Annotated in this window: 24 protein-coding genes; 20 read left to right on the forward strand and 4 right to left on the reverse strand. The window is 68.7% G+C overall.

The genetic code is table 11. The features are described 5' to 3' along the window. The first annotated feature begins 34 nt into the window (after nucleotides 1-34). The 8 genes from ACZYRS_RS25805 (at nucleotide 35) to ACZYRS_RS25840 (ending at nucleotide 6,014) form a co-directional block, all read left to right on the forward strand. Nucleotides 35-1,345, forward strand: coding sequence for an MFS transporter (locus ACZYRS_RS25805; RefSeq protein ID WP_198785749.1), 1,311 nt, complete (start codon nucleotides 35-37; stop codon nucleotides 1,343-1,345). Nucleotides 1,346-1,352: 7 nt separating this feature from the next. Then, nucleotides 1,353-2,066 carry a DUF2848 domain-containing protein gene (locus ACZYRS_RS25810; RefSeq protein WP_463421503.1) on the forward strand — a complete coding sequence of 238 codons (714 nt, stop codon included), beginning with the start codon at nucleotides 1,353-1,355 and terminating at the stop codon, nucleotides 2,064-2,066. Continuing rightward, nucleotides 2,066-3,415 (forward strand): amidase, encoded by a 1,350-nt coding sequence (locus tag ACZYRS_RS25815; protein ID WP_463421504.1) that lies wholly within the window; start codon nucleotides 2,066-2,068, stop codon nucleotides 3,413-3,415. Before ACZYRS_RS25810 ends, ACZYRS_RS25815 begins: the two co-directional genes overlap by 1 nt. 53 nt (nucleotides 3,416-3,468) lie before the next feature. Next, the gene (locus ACZYRS_RS25820; RefSeq protein WP_463421505.1) at nucleotides 3,469-4,053 is read left to right on the forward strand and encodes a GNAT family N-acetyltransferase; all 585 of its coding nucleotides are present in this window, start codon (nucleotides 3,469-3,471) and stop codon (nucleotides 4,051-4,053) included. Then, complete coding sequence (locus tag ACZYRS_RS25825) at nucleotides 4,050-4,547, forward strand: N-acetyltransferase family protein (protein ID WP_463421506.1); 498 nt, start codon at nucleotides 4,050-4,052, stop codon at nucleotides 4,545-4,547. The genes ACZYRS_RS25820 and ACZYRS_RS25825 overlap by 4 nt, the downstream gene beginning before the upstream one ends. 35 nt (nucleotides 4,548-4,582) lie before the next feature. Further along, the gene (locus ACZYRS_RS25830; protein ID WP_013539925.1) at nucleotides 4,583-4,861 is read left to right on the forward strand and encodes a DUF2277 domain-containing protein; all 279 of its coding nucleotides are present in this window, start codon (nucleotides 4,583-4,585) and stop codon (nucleotides 4,859-4,861) included. Between the two features lie 75 nt (nucleotides 4,862-4,936). Beyond that, complete coding sequence (locus tag ACZYRS_RS25835) at nucleotides 4,937-5,338, forward strand: GFA family protein (protein ID WP_198785753.1); 402 nt, start codon at nucleotides 4,937-4,939, stop codon at nucleotides 5,336-5,338. Nucleotides 5,339-5,387: 49 nt separating this feature from the next. After that, the gene (locus ACZYRS_RS25840; RefSeq protein WP_093443159.1) at nucleotides 5,388-6,014 is read left to right on the forward strand and encodes a LysE family translocator; all 627 of its coding nucleotides are present in this window, start codon (nucleotides 5,388-5,390) and stop codon (nucleotides 6,012-6,014) included. 78 nt (nucleotides 6,015-6,092) lie between these two features. Here the strand turns inward: ACZYRS_RS25840 and ACZYRS_RS25845 are convergent, their stop codons facing one another. Further along, a complete protein-coding gene (locus tag ACZYRS_RS25845) occupies nucleotides 6,093-6,296 on the reverse strand; it encodes a thrombospondin type 3 repeat-containing protein (protein ID WP_443083341.1) in 204 nt (67 codons plus the stop codon). Between the two features lie 265 nt (nucleotides 6,297-6,561). On the opposite strand from ACZYRS_RS25845, the gene pbpC reads away from it, so the two are divergent. The 5 genes from pbpC to ACZYRS_RS25870 all read left to right on the forward strand — a co-directional run bounded on the left by pbpC (nucleotide 6,562) and on the right by ACZYRS_RS25870 (nucleotide 13,393). Next, complete coding sequence (pbpC, locus tag ACZYRS_RS25850; RefSeq protein ID WP_463421507.1) at nucleotides 6,562-8,805, forward strand: penicillin-binding protein 1C; 2,244 nt, start codon at nucleotides 6,562-6,564, stop codon at nucleotides 8,803-8,805. Continuing rightward, nucleotides 8,802-10,268, forward strand: a complete 1,467-nt coding sequence (locus ACZYRS_RS25855) for a TPM domain-containing protein (RefSeq protein ID WP_463421508.1) — start codon at nucleotides 8,802-8,804, stop codon at nucleotides 10,266-10,268. Before pbpC ends, ACZYRS_RS25855 begins: the two co-directional genes overlap by 4 nt. Before the next feature lie 87 nt (nucleotides 10,269-10,355). Beyond that, the gene (locus tag ACZYRS_RS25860) at nucleotides 10,356-11,276 is read left to right on the forward strand and encodes a hypothetical protein (RefSeq protein ID WP_463421509.1); all 921 of its coding nucleotides are present in this window, start codon (nucleotides 10,356-10,358) and stop codon (nucleotides 11,274-11,276) included. Nucleotides 11,277-11,399: 123 nt separating this feature from the next. Next, entirely contained in the window at nucleotides 11,400-12,080 is a 681-nt protein-coding gene (locus ACZYRS_RS25865) for a FadR/GntR family transcriptional regulator (protein ID WP_198785757.1), read from the forward strand. Further along, nucleotides 12,077-13,393: a CynX/NimT family MFS transporter gene (locus ACZYRS_RS25870; RefSeq protein ID WP_463421510.1), complete on the forward strand. Its 1,317-nt coding sequence runs from the start codon at nucleotides 12,077-12,079 to the stop codon at nucleotides 13,391-13,393. The genes ACZYRS_RS25865 and ACZYRS_RS25870 overlap by 4 nt, the downstream gene beginning before the upstream one ends. Nucleotides 13,394-13,424: 31 nt before the next feature. On the opposite strand, the gene ACZYRS_RS25875 is transcribed toward ACZYRS_RS25870, so the two are convergent. Continuing rightward, complete coding sequence (locus ACZYRS_RS25875) at nucleotides 13,425-14,213, reverse strand: hypothetical protein (protein WP_463421511.1); 789 nt, start codon at nucleotides 14,211-14,213, stop codon at nucleotides 13,425-13,427. A gap of 37 nt (nucleotides 14,214-14,250) precedes the next feature. On the opposite strand from ACZYRS_RS25875, the gene ACZYRS_RS25880 reads away from it, so the two are divergent. From ACZYRS_RS25880 to ACZYRS_RS25905, 6 genes are all read left to right on the forward strand, one after another. Beyond that, complete coding sequence (locus ACZYRS_RS25880; protein ID WP_463421512.1) at nucleotides 14,251-14,889, forward strand: ABC transporter ATP-binding protein; 639 nt, start codon at nucleotides 14,251-14,253, stop codon at nucleotides 14,887-14,889. A 136-nt stretch (nucleotides 14,890-15,025) separates the two neighbouring features. Continuing rightward, nucleotides 15,026-17,263, forward strand: a complete 2,238-nt coding sequence (locus ACZYRS_RS25885; protein WP_463421513.1) for an NADP-dependent isocitrate dehydrogenase — start codon at nucleotides 15,026-15,028, stop codon at nucleotides 17,261-17,263. A gap of 139 nt (nucleotides 17,264-17,402) precedes the next feature. Next, nucleotides 17,403-17,801 (forward strand): GNAT family N-acetyltransferase, encoded by a 399-nt coding sequence (locus ACZYRS_RS25890; protein ID WP_463421514.1) that lies wholly within the window; start codon nucleotides 17,403-17,405, stop codon nucleotides 17,799-17,801. A gap of 41 nt (nucleotides 17,802-17,842) precedes the next feature. Next, nucleotides 17,843-18,184, forward strand: coding sequence for a DUF1161 domain-containing protein (locus ACZYRS_RS25895; protein ID WP_463421515.1), 342 nt, complete (start codon nucleotides 17,843-17,845; stop codon nucleotides 18,182-18,184). Nucleotides 18,185-18,219: 35 nt separating this feature from the next. Continuing rightward, complete coding sequence (locus ACZYRS_RS25900; protein WP_463421516.1) at nucleotides 18,220-18,840, forward strand: Pr6Pr family membrane protein; 621 nt, start codon at nucleotides 18,220-18,222, stop codon at nucleotides 18,838-18,840. Continuing rightward, on the forward strand, nucleotides 18,833-19,423 hold the full coding sequence (locus ACZYRS_RS25905) for an NADPH-dependent FMN reductase (protein ID WP_463421517.1): 591 nt from the start codon (nucleotides 18,833-18,835) through the stop codon (nucleotides 19,421-19,423). The genes ACZYRS_RS25900 and ACZYRS_RS25905 overlap by 8 nt, the downstream gene beginning before the upstream one ends. Here the strand turns inward: ACZYRS_RS25905 and ACZYRS_RS25910 are convergent. Together ACZYRS_RS25910 and ACZYRS_RS25915 are read right to left on the reverse strand one after the other, a co-directional pair. Continuing rightward, on the reverse strand, nucleotides 19,417-19,971 hold the full coding sequence (locus ACZYRS_RS25910; RefSeq protein ID WP_463421518.1) for a nucleoside 2-deoxyribosyltransferase: 555 nt from the start codon (nucleotides 19,969-19,971) through the stop codon (nucleotides 19,417-19,419). The genes ACZYRS_RS25905 and ACZYRS_RS25910 overlap by 7 nt on opposite strands. A gap of 64 nt (nucleotides 19,972-20,035) precedes the next feature. Next, nucleotides 20,036-20,437 carry a YbaN family protein gene (locus tag ACZYRS_RS25915; RefSeq protein ID WP_463421519.1) on the reverse strand — a complete coding sequence of 134 codons (402 nt, stop codon included), beginning with the start codon at nucleotides 20,435-20,437 and terminating at the stop codon, nucleotides 20,036-20,038. A 181-nt stretch (nucleotides 20,438-20,618) separates the two neighbouring features. Here ACZYRS_RS25915 and ACZYRS_RS25920 point away from each other — a divergent pair, with 181 nt between their 5' ends. Further along, on the forward strand, nucleotides 20,619-20,984 hold the full coding sequence (locus ACZYRS_RS25920) for a glutaredoxin domain-containing protein (protein WP_463421520.1): 366 nt from the start codon (nucleotides 20,619-20,621) through the stop codon (nucleotides 20,982-20,984). Nucleotides 20,985-21,000: the final 16 nt, after the last annotated feature.

Below are 21,000 nucleotides of genomic sequence, written 5' to 3' on the forward strand. Positions count from 1 at the left end.
GCATTTCTCCTCTTCATTGAACAAGGGCATCTCCATGACCGAACACGTTCTCAAGGCCCCGGCCACCGCCGCGGCACCGCCCAAGATGGGCCGGCTCGCGATGGCCAGCTCCATCGGCACCACGCTGGAGTGGTACGACTTCACCGTCTACAACATCATGGCCGCGCTGGTCTTCAACGCGGTGTTCTTCCCGTCGTTCGACCCGCTCACGGGCACCATCCTCGCGTTCTCGACCTACGCGGTCGGCTACATCTCGCGCCCGCTGGGCGGCGTGGTGTTCGGGCACCTGGGCGACCGGCTCGGGCGGCGCTTCGTGCTGGTGGCCACGCTGGTCATCATGGGCGTCTCGACCGGCCTGATGGGGCTGCTGCCGACCTACGCGACCTGGGGCATCTGGGCGCCGGTCGCGCTGGTCGCGCTGCGCTTCGTGCAGGGCGTGGCGCTCGGCGGCGAATGGGCCGGCGCGGTGCTCTTGTCGATGGAACACGGCAAGCCCAACGAGCGCGGCCGCAACGCCTCGTTCACGCAGATCGGCCCGTCGTTCGGCACGCTGATCGGCACCGGCTTCATCGCGGCCGTGTCGGCCTGGCTGAGCCCGGAAGACTTCATGGCCTGGGGCTGGCGCATTCCGTTCATCTCCAGCGTCGCGCTGGTGCTGTTCGGCCTGTGGCTGCGCAGCGGCGTGGAAGAAACGCCGGTGTTCCTCGAGATGGAACAGAAGAAGGCCACCGCCAAGACGCCCGTGAAGGAAGTGTTCACCCAGCACTGGCGCCGCCTGCTGGTGGCCGGCGGTTCGCGCATCGGCTCCGACGTTCTGTATGCGCTGGTGGTGGTGTTCACGCTCACCTACGTGACGACGGTGCTGCATCTCTCGCGGCCGCTCGCGCTCACCGCGACGATGATCGGCGCGGCCTGCAACGCGATCGCGGTGCCCTACTTCGGCAGCCTCTCGGACCGCATCGGCCGCAAGCCCGTGTACATCGCGGGCGCACTGCTGGGCATCGTCTGGGCCTTCGTGTTCTTCGTGCTGATGAACAGCGCCCAGCCGATCGCGATCTGCGCGGCGGTGGTGGTCGGCCTGATCATCCACGCGATCATGTACGGCCCCCAAGCCGCCTTCGTGACCGAGCAGTTCCCGGGCCGCGTGCGCTATGCCGGCTCGTCGCTCGCCTACACGCTGGCCGGCATCCTGGGCGGCGGCTTCGCGCCGCTCATCATCGCGAGCCTCTACAAGTCGTGGGGCAGCACGGTGGCCGTGTCGCTGTATGTGACGGTGGCGCTCTGCATCACGCTGGTCGCGCTCGTCATCGCGCGCGAAACCGCCAAGAAACCCCTGGAAGCCTGAGATCGCCATGCCTCTTCGTTTTGCCTGCGAAACCGTGAGCGCCGACGGCGCCCGCGCCATCGAACTGCGTTCCGTCGAACCCACCGCGCTGGTGGTGGCCGGATGGACAGGCCGCGACGTCGCGGCCATCGAACACCACATCGAAGAGCTGGCCGCCATCGGCGTGCCGCGCCCTTCGAGCGTGCCGTTGTACTACCGGGTGGCCGCGCAGCTATTGACCCAGTCCAGCGCCATAGAGGCGCTGGGCGACCAGAGCTCCGGCGAGGCCGAGCCCGTGTTCTTTTTCTCGCAAGGCGAGTGGTGGCTGAGCGTCGCCTCGGACCACACCGACCGCCAGGTCGAGAGCTACTCGGTCGCGGTCTCCAAGCAGATGTGCGCCAAGCCCGTGGCCCAGGTGGCCTGGCGCTGGCGCGACCTGCAGGCGCACCAGGACGAGATCGAACTGCACTCGCGCATCCTCGAAGACGGCCGTTGGGTCGATTACCAACGCGGCACGCTCGCATCGATCCGCCCGCTGGCCGCATTGCGCGACGGCATGCCGGGCGCGGATGCGGCGCCCGAGGGCCTCTTCATGACCTGCGGCACGCTCGGCGCACTGCCCAATGCGAAGGGCGAAGGCATCCGCCCCGCGTCGCAGATGGAGATCGAGCTGCACGACCCGCGCCTGCAGCGGCGCATCGTGCACCGCTATGCGGTGAACGCACTGCCGGTGGTGGCGTGATGCGCGGCACCGGTAACCTTTCCATCGCCGCGCTGCGCGAACGCATCGCGCGCGGCGAGCTGACGCATGAAGCGCTCGTCCACGAGGTGCTCGACGCGACCGCGCTGCCCTCCGCGCAGCATGTGTTCACGAAGACCTACGCCGATGCGGCGCTCGCTGCGGCGCGCCATGCGGATGCGGCGCAGAAGGCCGGCGTGCAGCTCGGCGCACTCGCGGGCCTGCCGGTGTCGGTCAAGGACCTGTACGACGTCGCGGGCGAAACCACGATGGCCGGCTCCGCCGTCTGCGCGGGCGAGCCGCCGGCCGCGCGCGACGCGGTGGCCGTGGCGCGGCTGCGCACGCAGGGCGCGGCCATCGTCGGCAAGACCAACATGACGGAGTTCGCGTTCTCGGGCGTGGGCATCAACCCGCACTACGGCACGTCGCACAACCCTGCCGATGCGGATACGCCGCGAATTCCGGGTGGATCGTCTTCAGGTGCTGCCGTGTCGGTGGCGCTGGGCCTCGCGGTCGCGGGGCTGGGGTCGGACACCGGCGGATCGATCCGCATCCCGGCCGCGCTCTGCGGGCTCGTGGGCTTCAAGAGCACGCAGTCGCGCGTGCCGCGCACGGGCGCCTTCGAGCTCGCACGTTCGCTGGACACCGTCTGCGCGATGGCGCGCAGCGTCGAGGACTGCCTCGTCGCCGATGCGGCCATTGCCGATGCGCCGCTCGCGGTGCGCCGCCGTCCGCTCGCGGGCCTGCGCCTGGCGGTGCCGCGCACGCTGATGTTCGACGGCGTCGAGCCCTCGGTCGCGCGCGCCTTCGAGCGCTCGGTGCAGGCGCTGTCGGCGGCGGGCGCGCAGGTGGTCGACATCACGCTGGCGGAGCTTGCGGAGATCGCGTCGATCAACGCGCCGGGCGGCTTCTCGCCAGTGGAAGCATCGGCCGTGCATCGCGAACGCTTTGCCGCGAAGCGCGAGGGTTTCGACTCGCGCGTGGCCGCACGCATCGCGCTCGGCACCGAGGTGCGCGCCGCGGACTACATCGTCATGCAGGACCGCCGGCGCGACTGGATCGGCCGCGTCGAACACGCACTCGAAGGCTTCGACGCGCTCATCTGCCCGACGGTGCCGATCGTCGCGCCGCCCATCGCGTCGCTGGCCGAGGACGCGGCGTTCTTCCAGGCCAACGGCCTCTTGCTGCGCAACACCTTCGCGATCAACTTCCTGGACGGCTGCGCGTTCAGCCTGCCGTTCCATGCGCCGGACGAACTGCCCGTGGGGCTGATGCTCTCGTCGGTGCGCGGCGACGATGCGCGGCTCGCGGCCGTGGCGCTGGCGGTGGAGCAAGCGCTGCGTTTCGCCTGAAGCGGACCGGCGCCGCGAGAGGAGTGCGCGCCGGTTCGGCTATCGTCTTGCGAATGCCGCATTCGCAACCCACCCTCACCGGCTCGCGCATTCTTTTGCGCCCTCTGCTTGCGTCCGACGCGCCGGCGCTCATCGACGCCGCCGCCGACGGCGAACTCTGGCAACTACCGTTCACCGTCGTGCCTTCGGCCGAGACGGTCGATGCGTACATCGGCAATGCCCTGCAAGGAAAGACCGCCGGCACCGTGATGCCCTTCGCGACCGTGCTGCGCGAGACCGGCCGCGTCATCGGCTCCACGCGCTTCTGGAAGATCGACCCCATCCACCGCAAGCTGGAGATCGGCAGCACCTGGATCGCGGCCTCGTGGCAGAAGAGCTTCGTCAACACCGAGGCCAAGTACCTGATGCTGTGCCACGCCTTCGAGGCGATGGCCTGCGTGCGCGTGCAGTTCACCACCGACGAGATCAACGCGGCATCGCGCGCGGCCATCCTGCGGCTGGGCGCGAAGCAGGAGGGCATCGTGCGCCACGAGCGGATCATGCCCAACGGCCGCAGGCGCAACTCGGTGCGCTTCAGCATCATCGACGACGAGTGGCCGGCGGTGAAGGAGCAACTGGAAACGAGGCTTCACGCATGACCGTTCATTCCATCGTCTCGACCGAAGAGCGCCATTTCGAGAGCCTGTACCGGGCGCTCGACACGGTCGCTCGCGAAAAGAAGTACCTCGCGCAGATCCAGGCGCCGCCGTGGGAGCGATCGCTCGCGTTCTATCGCAACGTGCTGGCCGAGGGCTTTCCGCATGTCGTGGCCGTCGATGCCGGCGACCGGGTCGTGGGCTGGTGCGACGTGTCGCCGGTCTTCGGGCATTCGCGCGCGCACATCGGCATCCTGGGCATCGCCCTCTTGCCCGAGGCGCGCGGCCGGGGCCTGGGCACGCAGCTGCTGCAGGCGGCGATCGACCGGTCGTGGACCCGCGGGCTGACCCGCATCGAGCTCTCGGTGCGCGCGGACAACCTGAACGCCAAGGCGCTGTACGAGCGCCTCGGCTTCGAACACGAAGGGCTCGCCCGGCGCGCCAGCCTCATCGACGGCATTTACCACGACGCTTTCAGGATGGCACTGCTTCGCTAGACTGAAACCTTCACTGCAATTTGGAGAGAGCGCCCATGTGCAGAAGCATCAAGACCCTCTACAACTTCGAGCCCCCCGCCACCGAGCAGGAGATACGCGCCGCCGCGCTGCAGTTCGTGCGCAAGCTCAGCGGTTTCAGCGTGCCCTCCAAGGCCAATGAAGAGGCCTTCGAGCGCGCGGTCGACGAGGTGGCCGCGACCGCGGCGCGCCTGATCGATTCGCTCGTCACCACGGCCGAGCCGAAGGACCGCGCGGTCGAGGCGGAACGCGCGAAGGCCCGGTCGGCGGCCCGGTTCGGCACCGCGCCCGCCTGAAAAGCCCTCGCCGACGCTTGCCGGCGCGGCGTTTGATATCGTGTTTGCGTGTTGCCAGATGCAACCGACACGCACATGAAAAAGACCTACACCGGCGGCTGCCACTGCGGCGCCGTGCGATTCGAAGCCGACATCGACCTCACCCTGGGCACCCTGCGGTGCAACTGCGCCATCTGCACCCAGACGCGCTTCTGGCCGGCCATCGTCGCGACCGATGCCTTCCGCCTGCTCGAAGGCGAATCCGAACTCAGCGACCAGATGCTGGACACCCGCAACAGCCACTACATCGTGTGCCGCCACTGCCGCGTGCGCTCCTTCGGCGTGGGCCACTCGCCCGAAACCGGCGCCAGCGCCTACGGCGTGAACGTGACCTGCCTGGACGACGTGGAACTGGACGAGCTGACCAGCTCGCCGATCAGCTACGTGGACGGACACCGCGGCACCTGGCACGTCGCGCGCGCGGCCATCGGCACCTGACGCAGCACGTCGCTCCCCACAAACATTCACCCCCACAGGAGACAACCTCATGCCTATCGAACTCTGGCTCGCCTTCGTCGCGGCCTCCGCTGTGCTGCTGATCATTCCCGGGCCGACCATCCTCACAGTGATCAGCTACTCCATGTCGCACGGGCGCCGCGCCAACGTGCCGCTCATCGCCGCGGTGGCGCTGGGCGACTCGACCGCGCTGGTCGTCTCGCTGCTGGGCCTGGGCGCGCTGCTGGCGACCTCGGCCTTCTGGTTCACGGTGGTCAAGTGGGTGGGCGGGCTGTACCTGCTGTACCTGGGCATCCGCCTGATGCGCGCGGGGATCACCTCCACCGAGATGGCCGCGCCCGCGGCGCCGGCCTCGCGCTGGAGGCTCTTCGCCAACACCTACCTGGTGACGGCGCTCAACCCCAAGGGCATCGTTTTCTTCGTGGCGTTCCTGCCGCAGTTCATCAGCCCCGCGGCCGACGTGACGCGGCAGATGTGGGTGCTGGCCGTGACCTTCGTGGCGATGGCCGCGCTGAACGCGACGCTGTATGCGGTGTTCGCGGGCTCGGCGCGCAAGCTGCTCTCCTCGCCGCGCGCGCAGCGGCGTTTCAATCTCACGGGGGGTTCGCTGCTGAGCGCGGCAGGCCTCTGGGCGCTGATGGCGCGCCGGCCGGGGTAAGGCGGGTCTAAGGCGGGCCTAAGGCGGCCCGCTCGAAAAAAAGGCCGCGAAGCGCAGAGCTTCGCGGCCTTTTTTGCTTCAGCGGTTGGGGTTGTTCGGCGCGCGGTCGTAGCGGTTCGGAACCCCATCGCCATCGCGGTCGCGGTCGGCGCGGTTCGGAACGCCGTCGCGATCGCGGTCGCGGTAAGCGCGCGGCGGCGGGTTGTTGTCGTACGGTGCGACCACGCAACCGGCCAGGGCGGCCGATGCGGCCAGCACGATCGTCAGTGTCTTCATCATCATGATGCGTTCTCCTTGGAGTGGTTATGAAACCGGGCTCGCCTCCAGCGAGCCGGTAGGGCATTGAAGGCCACGCCGGTACACGTTGGGTTTCCCGATGGAAGCCGTCGCGTGAAGTTCGTTACCGGATGTGGAATCTGGTGTGAACTTTGGCCCCGCGCCCGCGTGCCGGCAAGGCGGCAAGGCGCCCGTTGCCGAGTAGGCGAGGTTCCCGTGGTGCTTCGCGGAGAATGCGGGCAACCGCCCCCTGAATCACCCTCACCTTTCGATGCAGTTGCTTGCGCTTTTCACGCCCACCCGCAGGGCGCTCGCCGTGGCCGTGTTGTCCGTGGCCTGCGCGCACCCGGCCTGGGCGCTCGTCACCTTCGACGACGTGAAGCGCGATTTCCGCTCCTCCGACACCGCCGTGCTCGACCGCAACGGCGAGCTGCTGCAGCGCGTGCGCACCGACGCCACCGTGCGGCGCGGCCAGTGGATCGCGCTGGCCGACGTGTCGCCGGCCCTGCGCACAGCCATGGTGCTGAGCGAGGACCGGCGCTTCTACGAACACAGCGGCATCGACTGGCGCGCGGTGTCATCCGCGGCCTGGGGCAACCTCTGGAACACGCGTACGCGGGGCGCATCGACCATCACGATGCAGCTGTCGGGCCTGCTCGACGACGACCTGCGCCGCGCCTCGGGCGGCCGCAGCTTCACGCAGAAGATCGGCCAGACCGTGGCCGCCGCGCAGCTGGAGCGCAACTGGCGCAAGGACCAGATCCTGGAGGCGTACCTGAACACCGTGCCGTTCCGCGGCGAGATCGTGGGCATCGATGCGCTCTCGCGCACCCTCTTCAGCAAGGCGCCGAGCGGCCTGGATGCGCGCGAGGCCGCCGTGGCCGCGGCGCTGGTGCGCGCGCCCAACGCCAAGCCCGCCCTCGTCGCGCAGCGCGCGTGCGAGGTGCTGCGCGCAATGGAGCCCGAGCAGAAAGTCGATTGCGATGCGGTCGACATGTTCGCGAGCGCCGCGGTGCAGCGGCGCGCCTTCGATGCGAACGAGGGCATTGCGCCACATGCCGCGCGGCGCGTGCTGCGTGAGTTGCGAGATGCGGGAGCCACCGCGCCCGCCGCCCCGCCGAAGAACAAGGAAACCAGCGTTCGCACCACGCTGCGCGCCCCGCTGCAGCGCTTCGCGCTCGACTCCCTGCAGCGCCACCTGCGCGAGCTGCGCGACCGCCATGTGGAAGACGGCGCGCTCGTGGTGCTCGACAACGCGAGCGGCGAAGTGCTCGCCTGGGTCGGCTCTTCCGGCCCGCTGAGCCAGGCGGCCGAGGTCGATGGCGTGACCGCGCTGCGCCAGCCGGGCTCCACGCTCAAGCCGCTGCTCTACGGCCAGGCGATCGCCGAGAAGCGGCTCACCGCGGCCTCGCTGATCGAGGACTCGTCGGCGCAGATCAGCACCGCGAGCGGCCTCTACATTCCGCAGAACTACGACCGGCAGTTCAAGGGCCCCGTCTCCGCACGCACCGCGCTGGCCGCATCGCTCAACGTGCCGGCGGTGCGCACGCTGGTGATGGTGTCGCCCGAGTCGTTCGCGCGGAGCCTGCGCGCAACCGGGCTGCCACTGCGCGAGAGCGGCGACTACTACGGCTACAGCCTCGCGCTCGGCAGCGCCGAGGTGTCGCTGCTGTCGCTCGCCAACGCCTACCGCATGCTCGCCAATGGCGGGCGCTACGGCACGACGACGCTGACCGCGCGGCCACCGGCGTCGGCCGCCGACAAGGCGAAGACCGCGGCTGCTGCGCCGCTGCTCGATCCGCGCGCCGCCTTCATCGTCGGCGACATCCTCTCCGACCCGAACGCGCGCACGCGCACCTTCGGCCTGGACAGCATCCTCTCGACGCGCTTCTGGACCGCGGTGAAAACCGGCACCAGCAAGGACATGCGCGACAACTGGGCGGTGGGCTGGTCGCAGCGCTACACGGTCGGCGTGTGGGTGGGCAACGCGAGCGGCGCGTCGATGTGGGACGTGAGCGGCACCAGCGGCGCGGCGCCCGTGTGGGCCGAGGTGATGCGCTTCCTGCACGCGCGCGAGCCCAGCCGCGCGCCCGCGCCGCCCGCCGGCCTCGTCGAGGCGCGTGTCGAATTCGGCCCCGCCGCCGACGGCAACGCCATCGAGGCGGCGCGCAGCGAGTGGTTCCTGCAGGGCACCGAGCAGCCGCTCTTCGCGCTCGATACCGGCATGGCGACCGACGCCTTCGCCGCGCGCATCACCGCGCCCTCGGACGGCACCATCATCGCGCTGGACCCCGACATCCCGCCGCTGCGCCAGCGCGTGCGCTTCGAGTCCGAGGGCCGCGGCGTGCAGTGGCGCATCGACGGCAAGCCCTTTGCGCGCGGCAACAGCGCGCAGTGGCTGCCCTGGCCCGGGCGCCATGTGATCGAGCTGGTCGATGCCTCCGGCAAGGTGGTCGACCAGCGCAGGCTCGAAGTGCGCGGCGCGGGCGTGGTGACCAAGAGCGCGCGCAGATGAAGGCGAAGGCACTGGGCGGCTGGTTCGGTCTTCTTCTGGCATGCATCGCGATGCTGGCCTGGCTGCCGGCCGCTCAGGCCAAGCCCGTGCCCGTGCCCGCCATGTCGTCGCGCGTGGTCGATCTCACGAACACACTGCAGGCGTCGGAGGCCGATGACTTGCGCCAGCAGATCGACGCGCTCGAGAGCGACACAGAGGCGCAGCTCGCCGTGCTGATCGTGCCGACCACCGGCGAGGATTCCATCGAGCAGTTCGCCACGCGCGCGTTCGCGCAGTGGAAGCTCGGGCGCGAGGACGCGGACGACGGCGTGCTGCTGCTGGTGGCGCTGAAGGACCGCCGCATGCGCATCGAAGTGGGCACGGGCCTGGAAGGCAGGATCACCGACATCCAGGCCGCCCGCATCATCGACCAGCAGATGACGCCGCGCTTTCGCAGCGGCGATTTCGCGGGTGGTATCCGCACCGCGGTGCAGTCGCTGTCGCTGCTCGTCGGCGGCACGCTGTACGGCACCGAGGCGCCGCAGGTTCAGGATGCGCAGGGGGTGCAGGAAGTGCAGTCGTCCACGGACGATGCACCGCGCGAAGCGGGCGGCGTCACGCCCGCGGGCTGGGCGCTCTTCGGCGTGCTGCTGTGGAGCATCGCCGTCGGCGCATGGCATGGCCGCCGGCGCGCGAAGCCGGCGCCCACGGCCGAGGACTGGCTCGCGCAGCGCACGCCCGTCGAAGACACCTACGCCTCCGGAAAAAGAAAGAAGCGGCGCAAGAACGCCGAACGCTCGCGGCCGCCGTCGCCCGTGGCCGCGCCGGCATCGGCGCCGTTCAGGCGCTGGCCGTTCTCGATGGCCCTCCTGGCCGCCGCGCCCCTGGTGGCGGCGACCGTACTGGTGAGTCCCGCACTGCTTGGAATGCTGCTGTTTTTGCCCGCGCCGGTCGGTTTCGGCCTCGGAATCGCGTGCAGCCGCTCGGTGCTGGCCCGGATCGTCACCGCCATCGCGGTGCTCCTGATCGTGGCGCTGACCTTCGCCGGCAAGTTCATGGACGGGGGCGACATCGGGCTGGGCATGATGTACATGGTGATCGCGGCGATCGTGCTGGCCTACCTCGCAGCGGTTGGCCTCGGCGCACGCAACGCCTGGCGAGAGAGTCCACGAAGCTTCTGGGTGCGCCTGGTCTTCGTGCTCGGGGCCACGGCGGTGCTGGGCACCACCTTCTACCAGGGCGGTGCCGACGAGTTGGGCCTGCCGATGCTGCTGGTCGCCGCGGTGAGCGCCGCCTTCGCCTTCCTGCCGAAAGCCTTCAACCTGGAGAGCGACGGTAGCGGCAGTGATAGCGACGACAGTGACAGCGGCTGGTCCAGCAGCAGCAGCAGCAGTTCTTCGAGCGACAGTTCGTCCTCCTCGTCTTCCTCATCGTCGGGCAGCGGGGGCTCCAGCAGCGGCGGCGGCGCGTCGGGCAGTTGGTAGCAGGCGACCCACCCGGTCAAACGCCAGCTATCCACCGCGCCGCGACTGGCTTAGGATGGCGCCGCCTCCCACTCCCTCGGCCTCCTCATGGATTCATTGACCGCACTCTGGGGTGACTTCCTCGTCTTCGCGGGCGTCATCTTCGGCATCCTGCGGAAAGTGCCCGATGTCTTCTGGGCCGCGCTCATCGCGGCGGCGCTGGCCCTGTGGGGCGTGAAGGTGGCCAACCGCGACAACGCCCGGCACTTCATGCGGCAGCTGCGGCACGACAAGGACGAGAAGGCCGCCCAGCGCCTGGCGGACCTGCGCCGCGACGTGTACCTGCACGCGATCGACCAGTTCGTGCACGCGAGCTCCTACCTGAGCTCGCTGCCGACCGCGGACCTGAACAAGGCCGACGCGGCGCAGCCGCTGCAGGGCTTCTTCGCGGCAGCGGCCAAGCTGCAGATGGTGTCGGAGGCCAAGACCTCGGCGCTGGTGTCCGATCTCATCGGCACCTTCAGCGCGCTGCATTTCAAGCTCATCGGCGCGGCCCAGCCGATCCAGCAGGTGCTCAGCGAGATCGACTTCTACACGACGCTCTGCGAAGGCGCGCTGGCCGAGCAGAAGCGCGCGCTCACGGCCATCGACCAGTTCGCCCCGTCCGGCAACGCCGAGAGCGACGAAGCCCGGCGCCGCGCGCTCGACCTCGCGCTGGACACCCAGACCAAGTTCCTGCGCGACCACAGCGAGACGCGCCAGGCCCTGCACGTGGAGCGGCATGCGCTGCACGGCGAGTTCGTCAAAAGCCTGATGCTGGGGCTGCAGGCCATCAACACGAAGATGCAGCCGATCATGGTGGCGATCCGGCGCGAGTTGAACATCGACAACCAGATCGACGTCTATGCAGACGCCGTCTCCGAACAGCAGGACCGCGTGGCGGGCGCGGTCGCCGAACTGATGGCGCAATTGGACGAGCCGCGGCAGACGCTGCAGAGGTCGAAACCCTCCAGCATCGAGAACCGCTGACCGGGCCCGGAAGCCGCACGGCCCGCGCGCAAAGAGCCAAGCGCAAGAGCCCATGAGGCCGACTGCGACTTTGCGTGAATGTCAGAATTCATCCAATGATTCAATGAATAGGCGCTCCGAGACATGCTGGCACACGCCCCCCGAACCTCCCTGGCGGACACCGCCGCCGACAGCATTCGCAACGAAATCTCCGCGGGCCGCTGGGCCATCGGCACGCGCATTCCCATCGAGCCGCAGCTCGCGCAACTGCTGGGCGTGAGCCGCGGCACGGTGCGCGAGGCGGTGAAAACGCTGGTCTCGCGTGGCCTCCTCGAAGTGCGGCAGGGCTCGGGCACCTACGTGCGCTCGGGCTACGACCCCTCGGCCAGCCTGCAGAAGATGCGCCTGGCCAGCCTGCGCGACCAGTTCGAGGTGCGCCGCGCGCTCGAGGTCGAGGCCGCCCGGCTCGCCGCGGTGCGCCACACCGCGCGCGACCTGCGCCGCCTGCACACCCTGCTCGACAAACGCGGCGTGCCGGAACCGGGCGACGACGGCGCGGGCTTCATCGAGCGCGACCTCGCCTTCCACCTGGCCATCGTCGACATCTCGGGCAACCTCGCGCTGGCCGAGACCTGCCGCTTCATCACCGGCTACATCAAGGAAACGATCGCGAGCAGCATGGGCACCAGCCTGCCCGAGCCCGACGAGGCCGCGCACCGCGCCATCGTCGAAGCCATCGCGAGCCGCGACCCGGAGCGCGCCGCGACCGCCGTGCGCAACTTCATGGCGCCGATGCTCAACATGCTGGCGCTGGGGACGGCATGAGCGCGATTCCTTTGCAAGCCGGCGCCGTGCACCGCAACCAGCCCTCCCATACCAGCAGCAGCACCACCGAAGAACTGCTTATCGACGCCGAGGCCGACAGCGTGCCTGCGCCGCGCCCGACCCCCACGCCCAGCCTCGCGCGCCGCATCCTGCTCGGCGCGAGCGTGGTGCTGATCGCCTTCAACCTGCGGCCGGTGTTCGCGAGCCTGTCGGTCGTGCTGCCCGAGATCATCCAGGCCACCGGCCTCTCGGCCACGGCCGCAAGCCTCTTGACCACGCTGCCGATCCTGTGCCTGGGCGTCTTCGCGCCGCTCGCGCCCTGGCTCGGCCGGCGCTTCGGCACCGAGCGCACGCTGCTGGGCTGCATGGTGCTGATCCTCGTGGGCACGGTGCTGCGCGGCACGGGCAACATCCCGCTGCTGTTCGTGGCCTCGGCCATCGCGGGCAGCGGCATCGCGGTGTCGAACGTGCTGCTGTCGGGCCTGGTCAAGCGCGACTTCGCCAAGCAGGCGGCGCTGATGATGGGCCTCTACACGATGGCGGTGTGCGGCGGCGCGGCGAGCGCCGCTGGCCTCACGGTGCCGCTCGAACATGCGCTGGGCGGCGGGTGGACCTATGCGCTGGCCATGTGGGCGATCCCGGCGCTCCTGGTCACGCTGATCTGGGCGCCGCAGGCGCTGCCGCTCAAGCCGGTGGCGAGCGAATCGGGCTTCACCGTGCAGGGCCTCTGGCGCGACCGCCTCGCGTGGCAGGTCACGCTCTTCATGGGGCTGCAGTCCGCCCTCGCCTACATCGTGATGGGCTGGCTCGCGCCGATCCTGCGCGAGCGGGGCCTGGGCAGCGAGACGGCCGGCTACGTGGTGTCGCTCTCGGTCATGACGCAGGTGGTGACCTGCCTGGTGGTGCCGGCGCTGGCCGTGAAGCTGCGCAACCAGCGCGGCCTGGGCGTGGTGCTGTCGCTGCTCACGGTGTGCGCGATGCTGGCGATGCTGTTCGCACCGTTGGGCGGTGTCTGGCTCTGGGCCGTGATGCTGGGCATCGCGCAGGGCGGCACCTTCGCGCTCGCGCTCACCATGATCGTGCTGCGCTCGCGCGATTCGCACATCGCCGCGCACCTCTCGGGCATGGCGCAGGGCGTGGGCTACATGGTGGCCGCCTGCGGGCCGCTGCTGGCCGGGCTGCTGCACGGATGGACCGGCAGCTTCCGCGCCTCGGCGTGGCTCTTCGTCGGGCTGGGCATCGCGCTGGTGATCGCCGGGCTGGGCGCGGGGCGCACGCTGTACGTGGGCGCGGTGACCGTGCCCAAGCACTGAGGCCGGGCCCTTTCAGCAATTGCCCGAGGGCTCATTGCGGCCCGCCGCAGAAGCCCGCGCGCTCCGTCGTCTTCGCGGTGAAGTGGATGCGCGTGGTGGTCGTCGCGCTGCGCGGCTCGTTCTGCGGCCACTCGCTCTGCAGCCAGGTGTATTGCCAGCCGTAGGGCGCGCCCGGCTTCGCGGGTGCGTCGTAGGCGATGCGCAGGCTCCCGAAGCTCTCGTCGTGGCAGTGCTTGGACGTCTTGTATTCCTTCTCGCTGAAGCAGGCGCGGACCATCTTCGAGCACGAGAACGGAATGCCTTCGTGCACCGCCTTGCCGCCCTCCAGCGGCACGAAATCGGCGGTGTCGAACGACGCGCCGCCGCCCGAATATCCCTCCGACACCGTCTGCAGCACGGCCACCGCCCATTTGCCTTCGGCCAATGGGTAGAGCGCGGGCGCGAGCGAGAGGCGCACGTCGGCGCGCTCGGGGTTCTCTTTCTTCGTCGATGCCGCGTAGGCCGAGAAATCGTGCAGGCGGTCGAGCTGCCAGCCCGCCGCATCCGCACTGCGCCTGACGCGCGCCATGGCCAACGGCTCGCCCGACAGGACCACGTACTCGGCGGGTGCCGCGCCGCGGGGGCGGTGCAAGGTCAACTCCTGCACGTCGCAGGGCTGCGGCAACAGGGCGCACAGGCGCGCGCGCCATTGGGCGTCGAGGGCGTCGGGTTTCTTGACCGCATCGAAGACCTGCGCCGAGGGCGCGGCGGCCAGCGCGGGGCCGGCGAACGACAAGGCGAGCAGCAAGGCGCTAGCCCCGGGGGTGAGCAGCTTTTTCATGGGCCACGATGGTAGCCACGTAAAGTCGGGGCAGCCCATGAATTCCGCCCTTCCTCCCCTCCTCCAGATCGAGGCACTGCGCTTCGCCTACCCCGACCAGACCCCCATCGCCAACGGCTGGAACGCCTCCATCGGCTCCGGCGTCACGCTTCTTTATGGCGACACCGGTGCCGGCAAATCGGCGCTGCTGCAGGTGATCGCCGGCGTTCTGCCCGCCACGAAAGGCCGGCTGACCGTCGCGGGCACAAGCCTCGATGCATCGCCCGAGGCTTATCGCCGCAGCGTCTTCTTCGTCGACCCGGCCACGGACCGCTTCGACCAGGTCACGGCGCGGGCTTGCACCGCCACCCTGCGCGAGGGCGACGCCCGCTTCGACGAAGCCCTCTGGCAGACGCTGATCGAAGGCTTTTCCCTCCCACCGCACATCGACAAGCCGATGTACATGCTCTCCACGGGGTCCAAGCGCAAGGTCTGGCTGGCCGCGGCCCTTGCCTCGGGCCGCCCGCTGGTGCTGCTGGACGAGCCGACGGCCGCGCTAGACGCCGGCTCGGTCCGCGCCCTGTGGGGTGCCCTGGCCGACCTGGCAGAGCAGCCCGGACGGGCCGTCATCGTCGCCAGCGCCGCGCGGATCGACGAGGTGCCGCTGGCCGCCACCATCGAATTGCCCCTCGATTGACAGAGCCTCGCGCGGGGAGATAACCCCGGCGGCTGTCCGGGCGGGTCGCCGCCCGGCGACAATCGCGGATTCCGGCGGTCCGATCCCGTCGGGAGTTCCAGCCACCCGACCCCCTCAGCTTTACGGAAGCAAGCGCATGAGCACGAAGCAACCCACCATCGTCTACACCCTCACCGACGAGGCGCCCCTCCTGGCGACCTACGCGTTCCTGCCCATCGTGCGCGCCTTCACGGCCCCGGCCGGCATCGACGTCACCACCAGCGACATCTCGGTGGCCGCCCGCATCCTGGGCGAATTCCCCGAATTCCTGAGCGACGCGCAGAAGGTGCCCGACAACCTGGCCGAACTGGGCAAGCTCACGCTCAAGCCCGAAGCCAACATCATCAAGCTGCCCAACATCAGCGCCTCGGTGTCGCAGCTGAAGTCGGCCATCAAGGAGCTGCAGGGCAAGGGCTACAAGATCCCCGACTACCCAGAGAACCCGACCTCCGACGAGGACAAGGACATCCGCGCGCGCTACAACAAGTGCACCGGCAGCGCCGTGAACCCCGTGCTGCGCGAAGGCAACTCCGACCGCCGCGCGCCGAAGGCCGTGAAGGAATACGCCCGCAAGAACCCGCACAGCATGGCCGACTGGAGCCAGGCCTCGCGCTCGCACGTCTCGCACATGCACGGCGGCGACTTCTATCACGGCGAAAAGTCCATGACGCTGGACCGCGCGCGCAACGTGAAGATGGAGCTGATCACCAAGAGCGGCAAGACCGTCGTGCTCAAGTCGAAGGTGGCCCTCCTGGACCGCGAGGTCATCGACTCCATGTTCATGAGCAAGAAGGCGCTGCTGGCCTTCTATGAAAAGGAGATCGAGGACGCGCACAAGACCGGCGTCATGTTCTCGCTGCACGTCAAGGCCACGATGATGAAGGTCTCGCACCCCATCGTGTTCGGCCACTGCGTGAAGATCTTCTACAAGGAAGCCTTCGAGAAACACGGCAAGCTCTTCGACGAGCTGGGCATCAACGTCAACAACGGCATGGTCGATCTGTACAACAAGATCGCCACGCTGCCCCAGAGCACGCAGGACGAGATCAAGCGCGACCTGCACGCCTGCCACGAGCACCGCCCCGAGCTGGCGATGGTCGACTCGGCCAAGGGCATCACCAATTTCCATTCGCCCAACGACGTGATCGTGGACGCATCGATGCCCGCGATGATCCGCAACGGCGGCAAGATGTGGGGCGCCGATGGCCGCCTGAAGGACGTGAAGGCCGTGATGCCCGAATCGACCTTCGCCCGCATCTACCAGGAGATCATCAACTTCTGCAAATGGCACGGCGCCTTCGACCCCAAGACCATGGGCACCGTGCCCAACGTCGGCCTCATGGCCCAGAAGGCCGAGGAATACGGCTCGCACGACAAGACCTTCGAGATCCCCGAAGACGGCGTGGCCAACATCACCGACCTGGACACCGGCGAAGTGCTGATGAGCGAAGACGTGGAGCAAGGCGACATCTGGCGCATGTGCCAGGTCAAGGACGCGGCGATCCGCGACTGGGTGAAGCTGGCCGTCACGCGCGCGCGCAACTCCGGCATGCCGGTGGTGTTCTGGCTGGACGCCTACCGCCCGCACGAGGCGCAGCTGATCACCAAGGTCAAGATGTACCTGCACGAGCACAACACCTCGGGCCTGGACATCCAGATCATGAGCCAGGTGCGCGCCATGCGTTACACGCTGGAGCGCGTCGTGCGCGGCCTGGACACCATCAGCGCCACCGGCAACATCCTGCGCGACTACCTCACCGACCTGTTCCCCATCATGGAGCTGGGCACCTCGGCCAAGATGCTGTCGATCGTGCCGCTCATGGCCGGCGGTGGCCTCTACGAGACCGGCGCGGGCGGCTCGGCCCCCAAGCACGTGCAGCAGCTGGTCGAAGAGAACCACCTGCGCTGGGATTCGCTGGGCGAATTCCTCGCGCTGGCCGTGAGCCTGGAAGACTTGGGGCTGAAGACCGGCAACGCGCAAGCCAAGATCCTGGCCAAGACGCTCGACGCCGCCACCGGCAAGCTGCTGGACAACAACAAGAACCCCTCGCCCAAGACCGGCCAGCTGGACAACCGCGGCAGCCAGTTCTACCTGGCGATGTACTGGGCGCAGGAACTGGCCGCGCAGACCGAAGATACGGCGCTGCAGTCCAAGTTCAAGAAGCTGGCCGAGACGCTGAGCGCCAACGAGAAGAAGATCGTCGACGAACTCGCGGCCGTGCAGGGCAAGCCGGTGGACATCGGCGGCTACTACCTGGCCGACAAGGAAAAGTTCGAGACCGTGATGCGCCCGAGCGCGACGCTGAACTCGGTGCTGGCATCGGCGCAGGCCTGATGAGGGAACGGGCGGCGTCCGCGCTTCATTGCTGAAGCCGGATGCATGCCTCTATGACGGCCTGCCGCGCAAGCGACAGGCCGTTGTCATTTGTGGGGCCCATCACCAATGCCCCGTGAATCCCGACCGAGGAGACGCAATGCAAATCCGCGAAATCGCCGCTTCGGACCTCGAAGCCGTCTACCGCCTGCTCGCTGCCAACGGATGGGCGCACCGGATTCCTGACGAGGCGTACCTCGGCAGGCTGGTAGCGGCGTCGCAGCACGCATGGGTCGCCGTGGTCGATGGAGACATCGCCGGTTTCGCGCGCGCCCTCACCGACGGCCTCTCGAACGGCTACCTGTCGATGGTGGTGGTCGCTGCACCGTTTCGCGGGCGCGGCATCGGCCGTGCGCTCGTCGAGCGCATCGTGGGCGCCGAGGAGAACGTCACCTGGGTCCTGCGCGCAGGCAGGGACGGCGCGCCGGCGTTCTTCGCCAGGCTGGGCTTCGCGCCCTCGACGCTCGCGATGGAGCGGCCCCGCGCCGCACGGGGCTAGACTGTTCGCCCGTCAACCACGCTGCGAAAGGCAGGCCATTCATGAAACTCTGGTTGATTTCCATCGCGTGCTTCGCGGCAGCCGGTGCCACCCACGCGGCCGAGAGCTGCGAGACCTTGCGCGCGCAAATCGAATCGAAGATCAGCGCGGCGGGCGTCACTCGCTTCGCGGTGCTCACCGTCGATGCCGACACGCCCGCGGCCGGGCAGGTGGTGGGCAGCTGCGAACTGGGCACCAAGAAGATCGTCTATCAACGCGATGTGGGGTCGTCGCCCGGCGCCGCAGTCCCGGCAACGACACCGCCCACCCCGCCCGAAGACAGCGACATCCTGACCGAATGCAAGGACGGCACGGTGTCCGTCGGGGGCACCTGCAAGCGCTGAGCGCAGGCACACAGGGGCGCGGCGCGAAGAAGACGATGAAGCCCTTCCTGCTCTCCCTGCCGCGGTTGTTCTTCGGCCTCGTCACGCTGGTGGCGGTCGGCTGGCAGTTGTCGATCCATGTGCGCATGGGCTTCGATGTCGTCAACTTCTTCAGCTACTTCACCAACCTGTCGAACTTGTTCGCCGCGTTCGTGCTGCTGCTGACGGGAGTGCACTTCTTGTCGGGCCGTGCGTCGTCCGCCTCGATGGACCGGCTGCGCGCCGTTTCGACCGTCAACATGGCGGTGGTCGGCATCGTCTTCGCGCTGTTGCTGCGCAACGTGGACCTGGGCGCGCTGCTGCCGTGGATCAACACCTGGCTGCACTACGTGATGCCATGCGCCGTCGTGCTCGACTGGCTGCTGCAGCCACCGCGCACGCGGCTGGGCGGCAGGCAACTGCTGGCGATCCAGATCTTTCCGATCGCGTACCTCGTCTACGTGCTGGCGCGCGGCAGCGCCGCCGGCTGGTACCCCTACCCCTTTCTCAACCCCGCGAACGTGGGCGGCTACGGCGGCGTGGCCGTGTATGCCGCGGGCATCGCGCTGACCTTCTTCGTCGGCGGCTGGGTGCTGCTGGCGCTGGGCAACAAACTCAAAAGGAGCAACGATGGCTGACAAGGTGCTGGTGTTCTATGGCTCGTACCGCTCGGACCGCATGGGCGTGCGGCTCGCGGACTTCATCATGACGGGCCTGCGCGCGCGCGGCGCCGACGCGGAGTTCATCGATGCCAAGGCCGTCGGCCTGCCGATGCTCGACCGCATGTACAAGGAGTACCCCAAGGGCACGGCGCCCGAGGCCATGGAAGCGCTGGCGGAAAAGATCCGCACGGCGGACGCCTTCATCTTCGTGACCGGCGAATACAACTGGGGCCCGCAGCCCGGCCTGAAGAACCTGACGGACCACTTCCTCGAGGAGTGGTTCTGGCGGCCCGCCGCGGTCGCGAGCTATTCGGCCGGGCGCTTCTCGGGCGTGCGCTCGGGGACGGTGTGGCACTCGATCCTGTCGGAGATGGGGATGGTGGTGGTGTCGAGCACGCTGGCGGTGGGGCCGATTTCGCAGACGCTGGACGAAGCCGGCCGACCGACGGGCAAGGCGGGCGAAGCGCTGGAGCGCGCCTTTCCTCGGTTTGCCGATGACCTGGCTTGGTGGACCGAAGCGGCGCGCGCGCAACGGGCGCTGAAGGCGCCGCCTTACTGACGCAGGGTCTGACGCAGGGCCGCGAGCACTTCGACCATCTTCTGCAGCGCCGCTTCGGGCGTTGCCTCGATGCAGATCGAGCACGCCAGCATCAGGTTCAACGGCTGGCCGAAGTCTTCGACCGCGATGCCGGTCGCGCTCTCGCGCAGCACGCCGTTCGCGTCGTGCGCGCATGGCAACGTCGCACGCGCACGGTCCGCATAGCTGCCCTCGGGCACGCCATAGGCCACGACCGGAATGCCCAGCGCCACAGCAGCGCCAACCTCGAACACCGTGCCCGAATCCGGCTCCGTTCCCCTGAAGGACGAGAGGTTCGCCACCACGCCGTCGGCGCTGCGAAGGCGCTGCATGTTGGCTTCGTAGATGCGCTTTTCCAGCGCGTCGGGCGATGGCTCTTCCTCGCCATCGGCGGGCAGCAGCGCCGCCAGGCCCAGTGCATCGCACGCCACCTTGAGCCGCACGAAATGGTCCCTCGCATCCGGACGAAAAACGTCCGGGCCCGCGAGATAGATCCGGGGGCGCGTCGGGGTGTCTGTGGGCTCGTCCATGGCAACAGCTTCGTCGATTTCCGCGCTCAGCTCAATATGCGACGAAGAACTGCATCCCGGCGCATCACTGCTGCGGCGGAGGCGGCAGCGGTCGCGACCACAACCACGCGAGCACCACCGCCATGCACCCGATGGCGAGCACGGCCATCCACGCGCGATGGGCCGTGAACGACACGATGACGGCGCAGGCCGCCATCGTGATGGTCGCGCTCCACTTGGCGCGGCGGCTCACGGTGCGGCCGTTCTCCCAGTTGCGCAGCAGCGGGCCGAAGATGCGGTGATTTCGCAGCCACGCATGCAGCCGCGGCGAGCTGCGCGCGGCGGCCCATGCGGCCATCAGGATGAACACGGTCGTCGGCATGCCGGGCAACACGACGCCGATGAGCCCGAGGACGAGGCACAGCACCGCGAAGCAGTGCAGCAGCACGCGTGCCAGCAGGGACAGGGGCTTGGGGCCAGGGTTCAACGCAACACTCTCGAAGGGGATAGGACGACAGCGATGGCCCGACCGGATCGGTGCCTTCGCCAGTGCCCATTCTTCACCAGCTTTCGATCGGCGCGCCAGCGAACCGGCATCGCGAGGAACAGGCAAGAACGCTGACGTCGCAAAGCCCCCTTACAGTCACGCGAACCAACGAAAGATCCGCATGCCCCGTCCCGTTCTCGAAGAAGCCCGCATCCACCCCGCCATTCGCACCAAGGTGGTCGAGAGCCGCCAGACCATCGTTCGCGAGGTCATGGCCGCGGTCGCGGCCAACGACGTGGTCGTGGTGGGGATGGGCATCAACCCGCATCCGAAGGAGGCGCGCAAGGCGCTCGATGCAATCGGGCAGCCGTACAAGTACCTCGAATACGGCAACTACCTGAGCCAATGGCGCGACCGCAACGCGCTCAAGATGTGGACCGGCTGGCCGACGTTTCCGATGGTGTTCGTGAAGGGCACGCTGGTTGGGGGTGCTTCGGATTTGCAGAAGCTCATCGATGGCGGTGAGCTGAAGAGTCTTCTGGGCTGACCAATTGCGGCCGGGG

It is taken from the genome of Variovorax sp. AC194 (assembly GCF_979257995.1).

Coding starts and splice junctions, on each gene's coding strand:
- ACZYRS_RS25805 (WP_198785749.1), top strand. CDS start 35: ATGACCGAACACGTTCTCAAGGCCCCGGCCACCGCCGCGGCACCGCCC.
- ACZYRS_RS25810 (WP_463421503.1), top strand. CDS start 1,353: ATGCCTCTTCGTTTTGCCTGCGAAACCGTGAGCGCCGACGGCGCCCGC.
- ACZYRS_RS25815 (WP_463421504.1), top strand. CDS start 2,066: ATGCGCGGCACCGGTAACCTTTCCATCGCCGCGCTGCGCGAACGCATC.
- ACZYRS_RS25820 (WP_463421505.1), top strand. CDS start 3,469: ATGCCGCATTCGCAACCCACCCTCACCGGCTCGCGCATTCTTTTGCGC.
- ACZYRS_RS25825 (WP_463421506.1), top strand. CDS start 4,050: ATGACCGTTCATTCCATCGTCTCGACCGAAGAGCGCCATTTCGAGAGC.
- ACZYRS_RS25830 (WP_013539925.1), top strand. CDS start 4,583: ATGTGCAGAAGCATCAAGACCCTCTACAACTTCGAGCCCCCCGCCACC.
- ACZYRS_RS25835 (WP_198785753.1), top strand. CDS start 4,937: ATGAAAAAGACCTACACCGGCGGCTGCCACTGCGGCGCCGTGCGATTC.
- ACZYRS_RS25840 (WP_093443159.1), top strand. CDS start 5,388: ATGCCTATCGAACTCTGGCTCGCCTTCGTCGCGGCCTCCGCTGTGCTG.
- ACZYRS_RS25845 (WP_443083341.1), bottom strand. CDS start 6,296: ATGATGATGAAGACACTGACGATCGTGCTGGCCGCATCGGCCGCCCTG.
- pbpC (WP_463421507.1), top strand. CDS start 6,562: ATGCAGTTGCTTGCGCTTTTCACGCCCACCCGCAGGGCGCTCGCCGTG.
- ACZYRS_RS25855 (WP_463421508.1), top strand. CDS start 8,802: ATGAAGGCGAAGGCACTGGGCGGCTGGTTCGGTCTTCTTCTGGCATGC.
- ACZYRS_RS25860 (WP_463421509.1), top strand. CDS start 10,356: ATGGATTCATTGACCGCACTCTGGGGTGACTTCCTCGTCTTCGCGGGC.
- ACZYRS_RS25865 (WP_198785757.1), top strand. CDS start 11,400: ATGCTGGCACACGCCCCCCGAACCTCCCTGGCGGACACCGCCGCCGAC.
- ACZYRS_RS25870 (WP_463421510.1), top strand. CDS start 12,077: ATGAGCGCGATTCCTTTGCAAGCCGGCGCCGTGCACCGCAACCAGCCC.
- ACZYRS_RS25875 (WP_463421511.1), bottom strand. CDS start 14,213: ATGAAAAAGCTGCTCACCCCCGGGGCTAGCGCCTTGCTGCTCGCCTTG.
- ACZYRS_RS25880 (WP_463421512.1), top strand. CDS start 14,251: ATGAATTCCGCCCTTCCTCCCCTCCTCCAGATCGAGGCACTGCGCTTC.
- ACZYRS_RS25885 (WP_463421513.1), top strand. CDS start 15,026: ATGAGCACGAAGCAACCCACCATCGTCTACACCCTCACCGACGAGGCG.
- ACZYRS_RS25890 (WP_463421514.1), top strand. CDS start 17,403: ATGCAAATCCGCGAAATCGCCGCTTCGGACCTCGAAGCCGTCTACCGC.
- ACZYRS_RS25895 (WP_463421515.1), top strand. CDS start 17,843: ATGAAACTCTGGTTGATTTCCATCGCGTGCTTCGCGGCAGCCGGTGCC.
- ACZYRS_RS25900 (WP_463421516.1), top strand. CDS start 18,220: ATGAAGCCCTTCCTGCTCTCCCTGCCGCGGTTGTTCTTCGGCCTCGTC.
- ACZYRS_RS25905 (WP_463421517.1), top strand. CDS start 18,833: ATGGCTGACAAGGTGCTGGTGTTCTATGGCTCGTACCGCTCGGACCGC.
- ACZYRS_RS25910 (WP_463421518.1), bottom strand. CDS start 19,971: ATGGACGAGCCCACAGACACCCCGACGCGCCCCCGGATCTATCTCGCG.
- ACZYRS_RS25920 (WP_463421520.1), top strand. CDS start 20,619: ATGCCCCGTCCCGTTCTCGAAGAAGCCCGCATCCACCCCGCCATTCGC.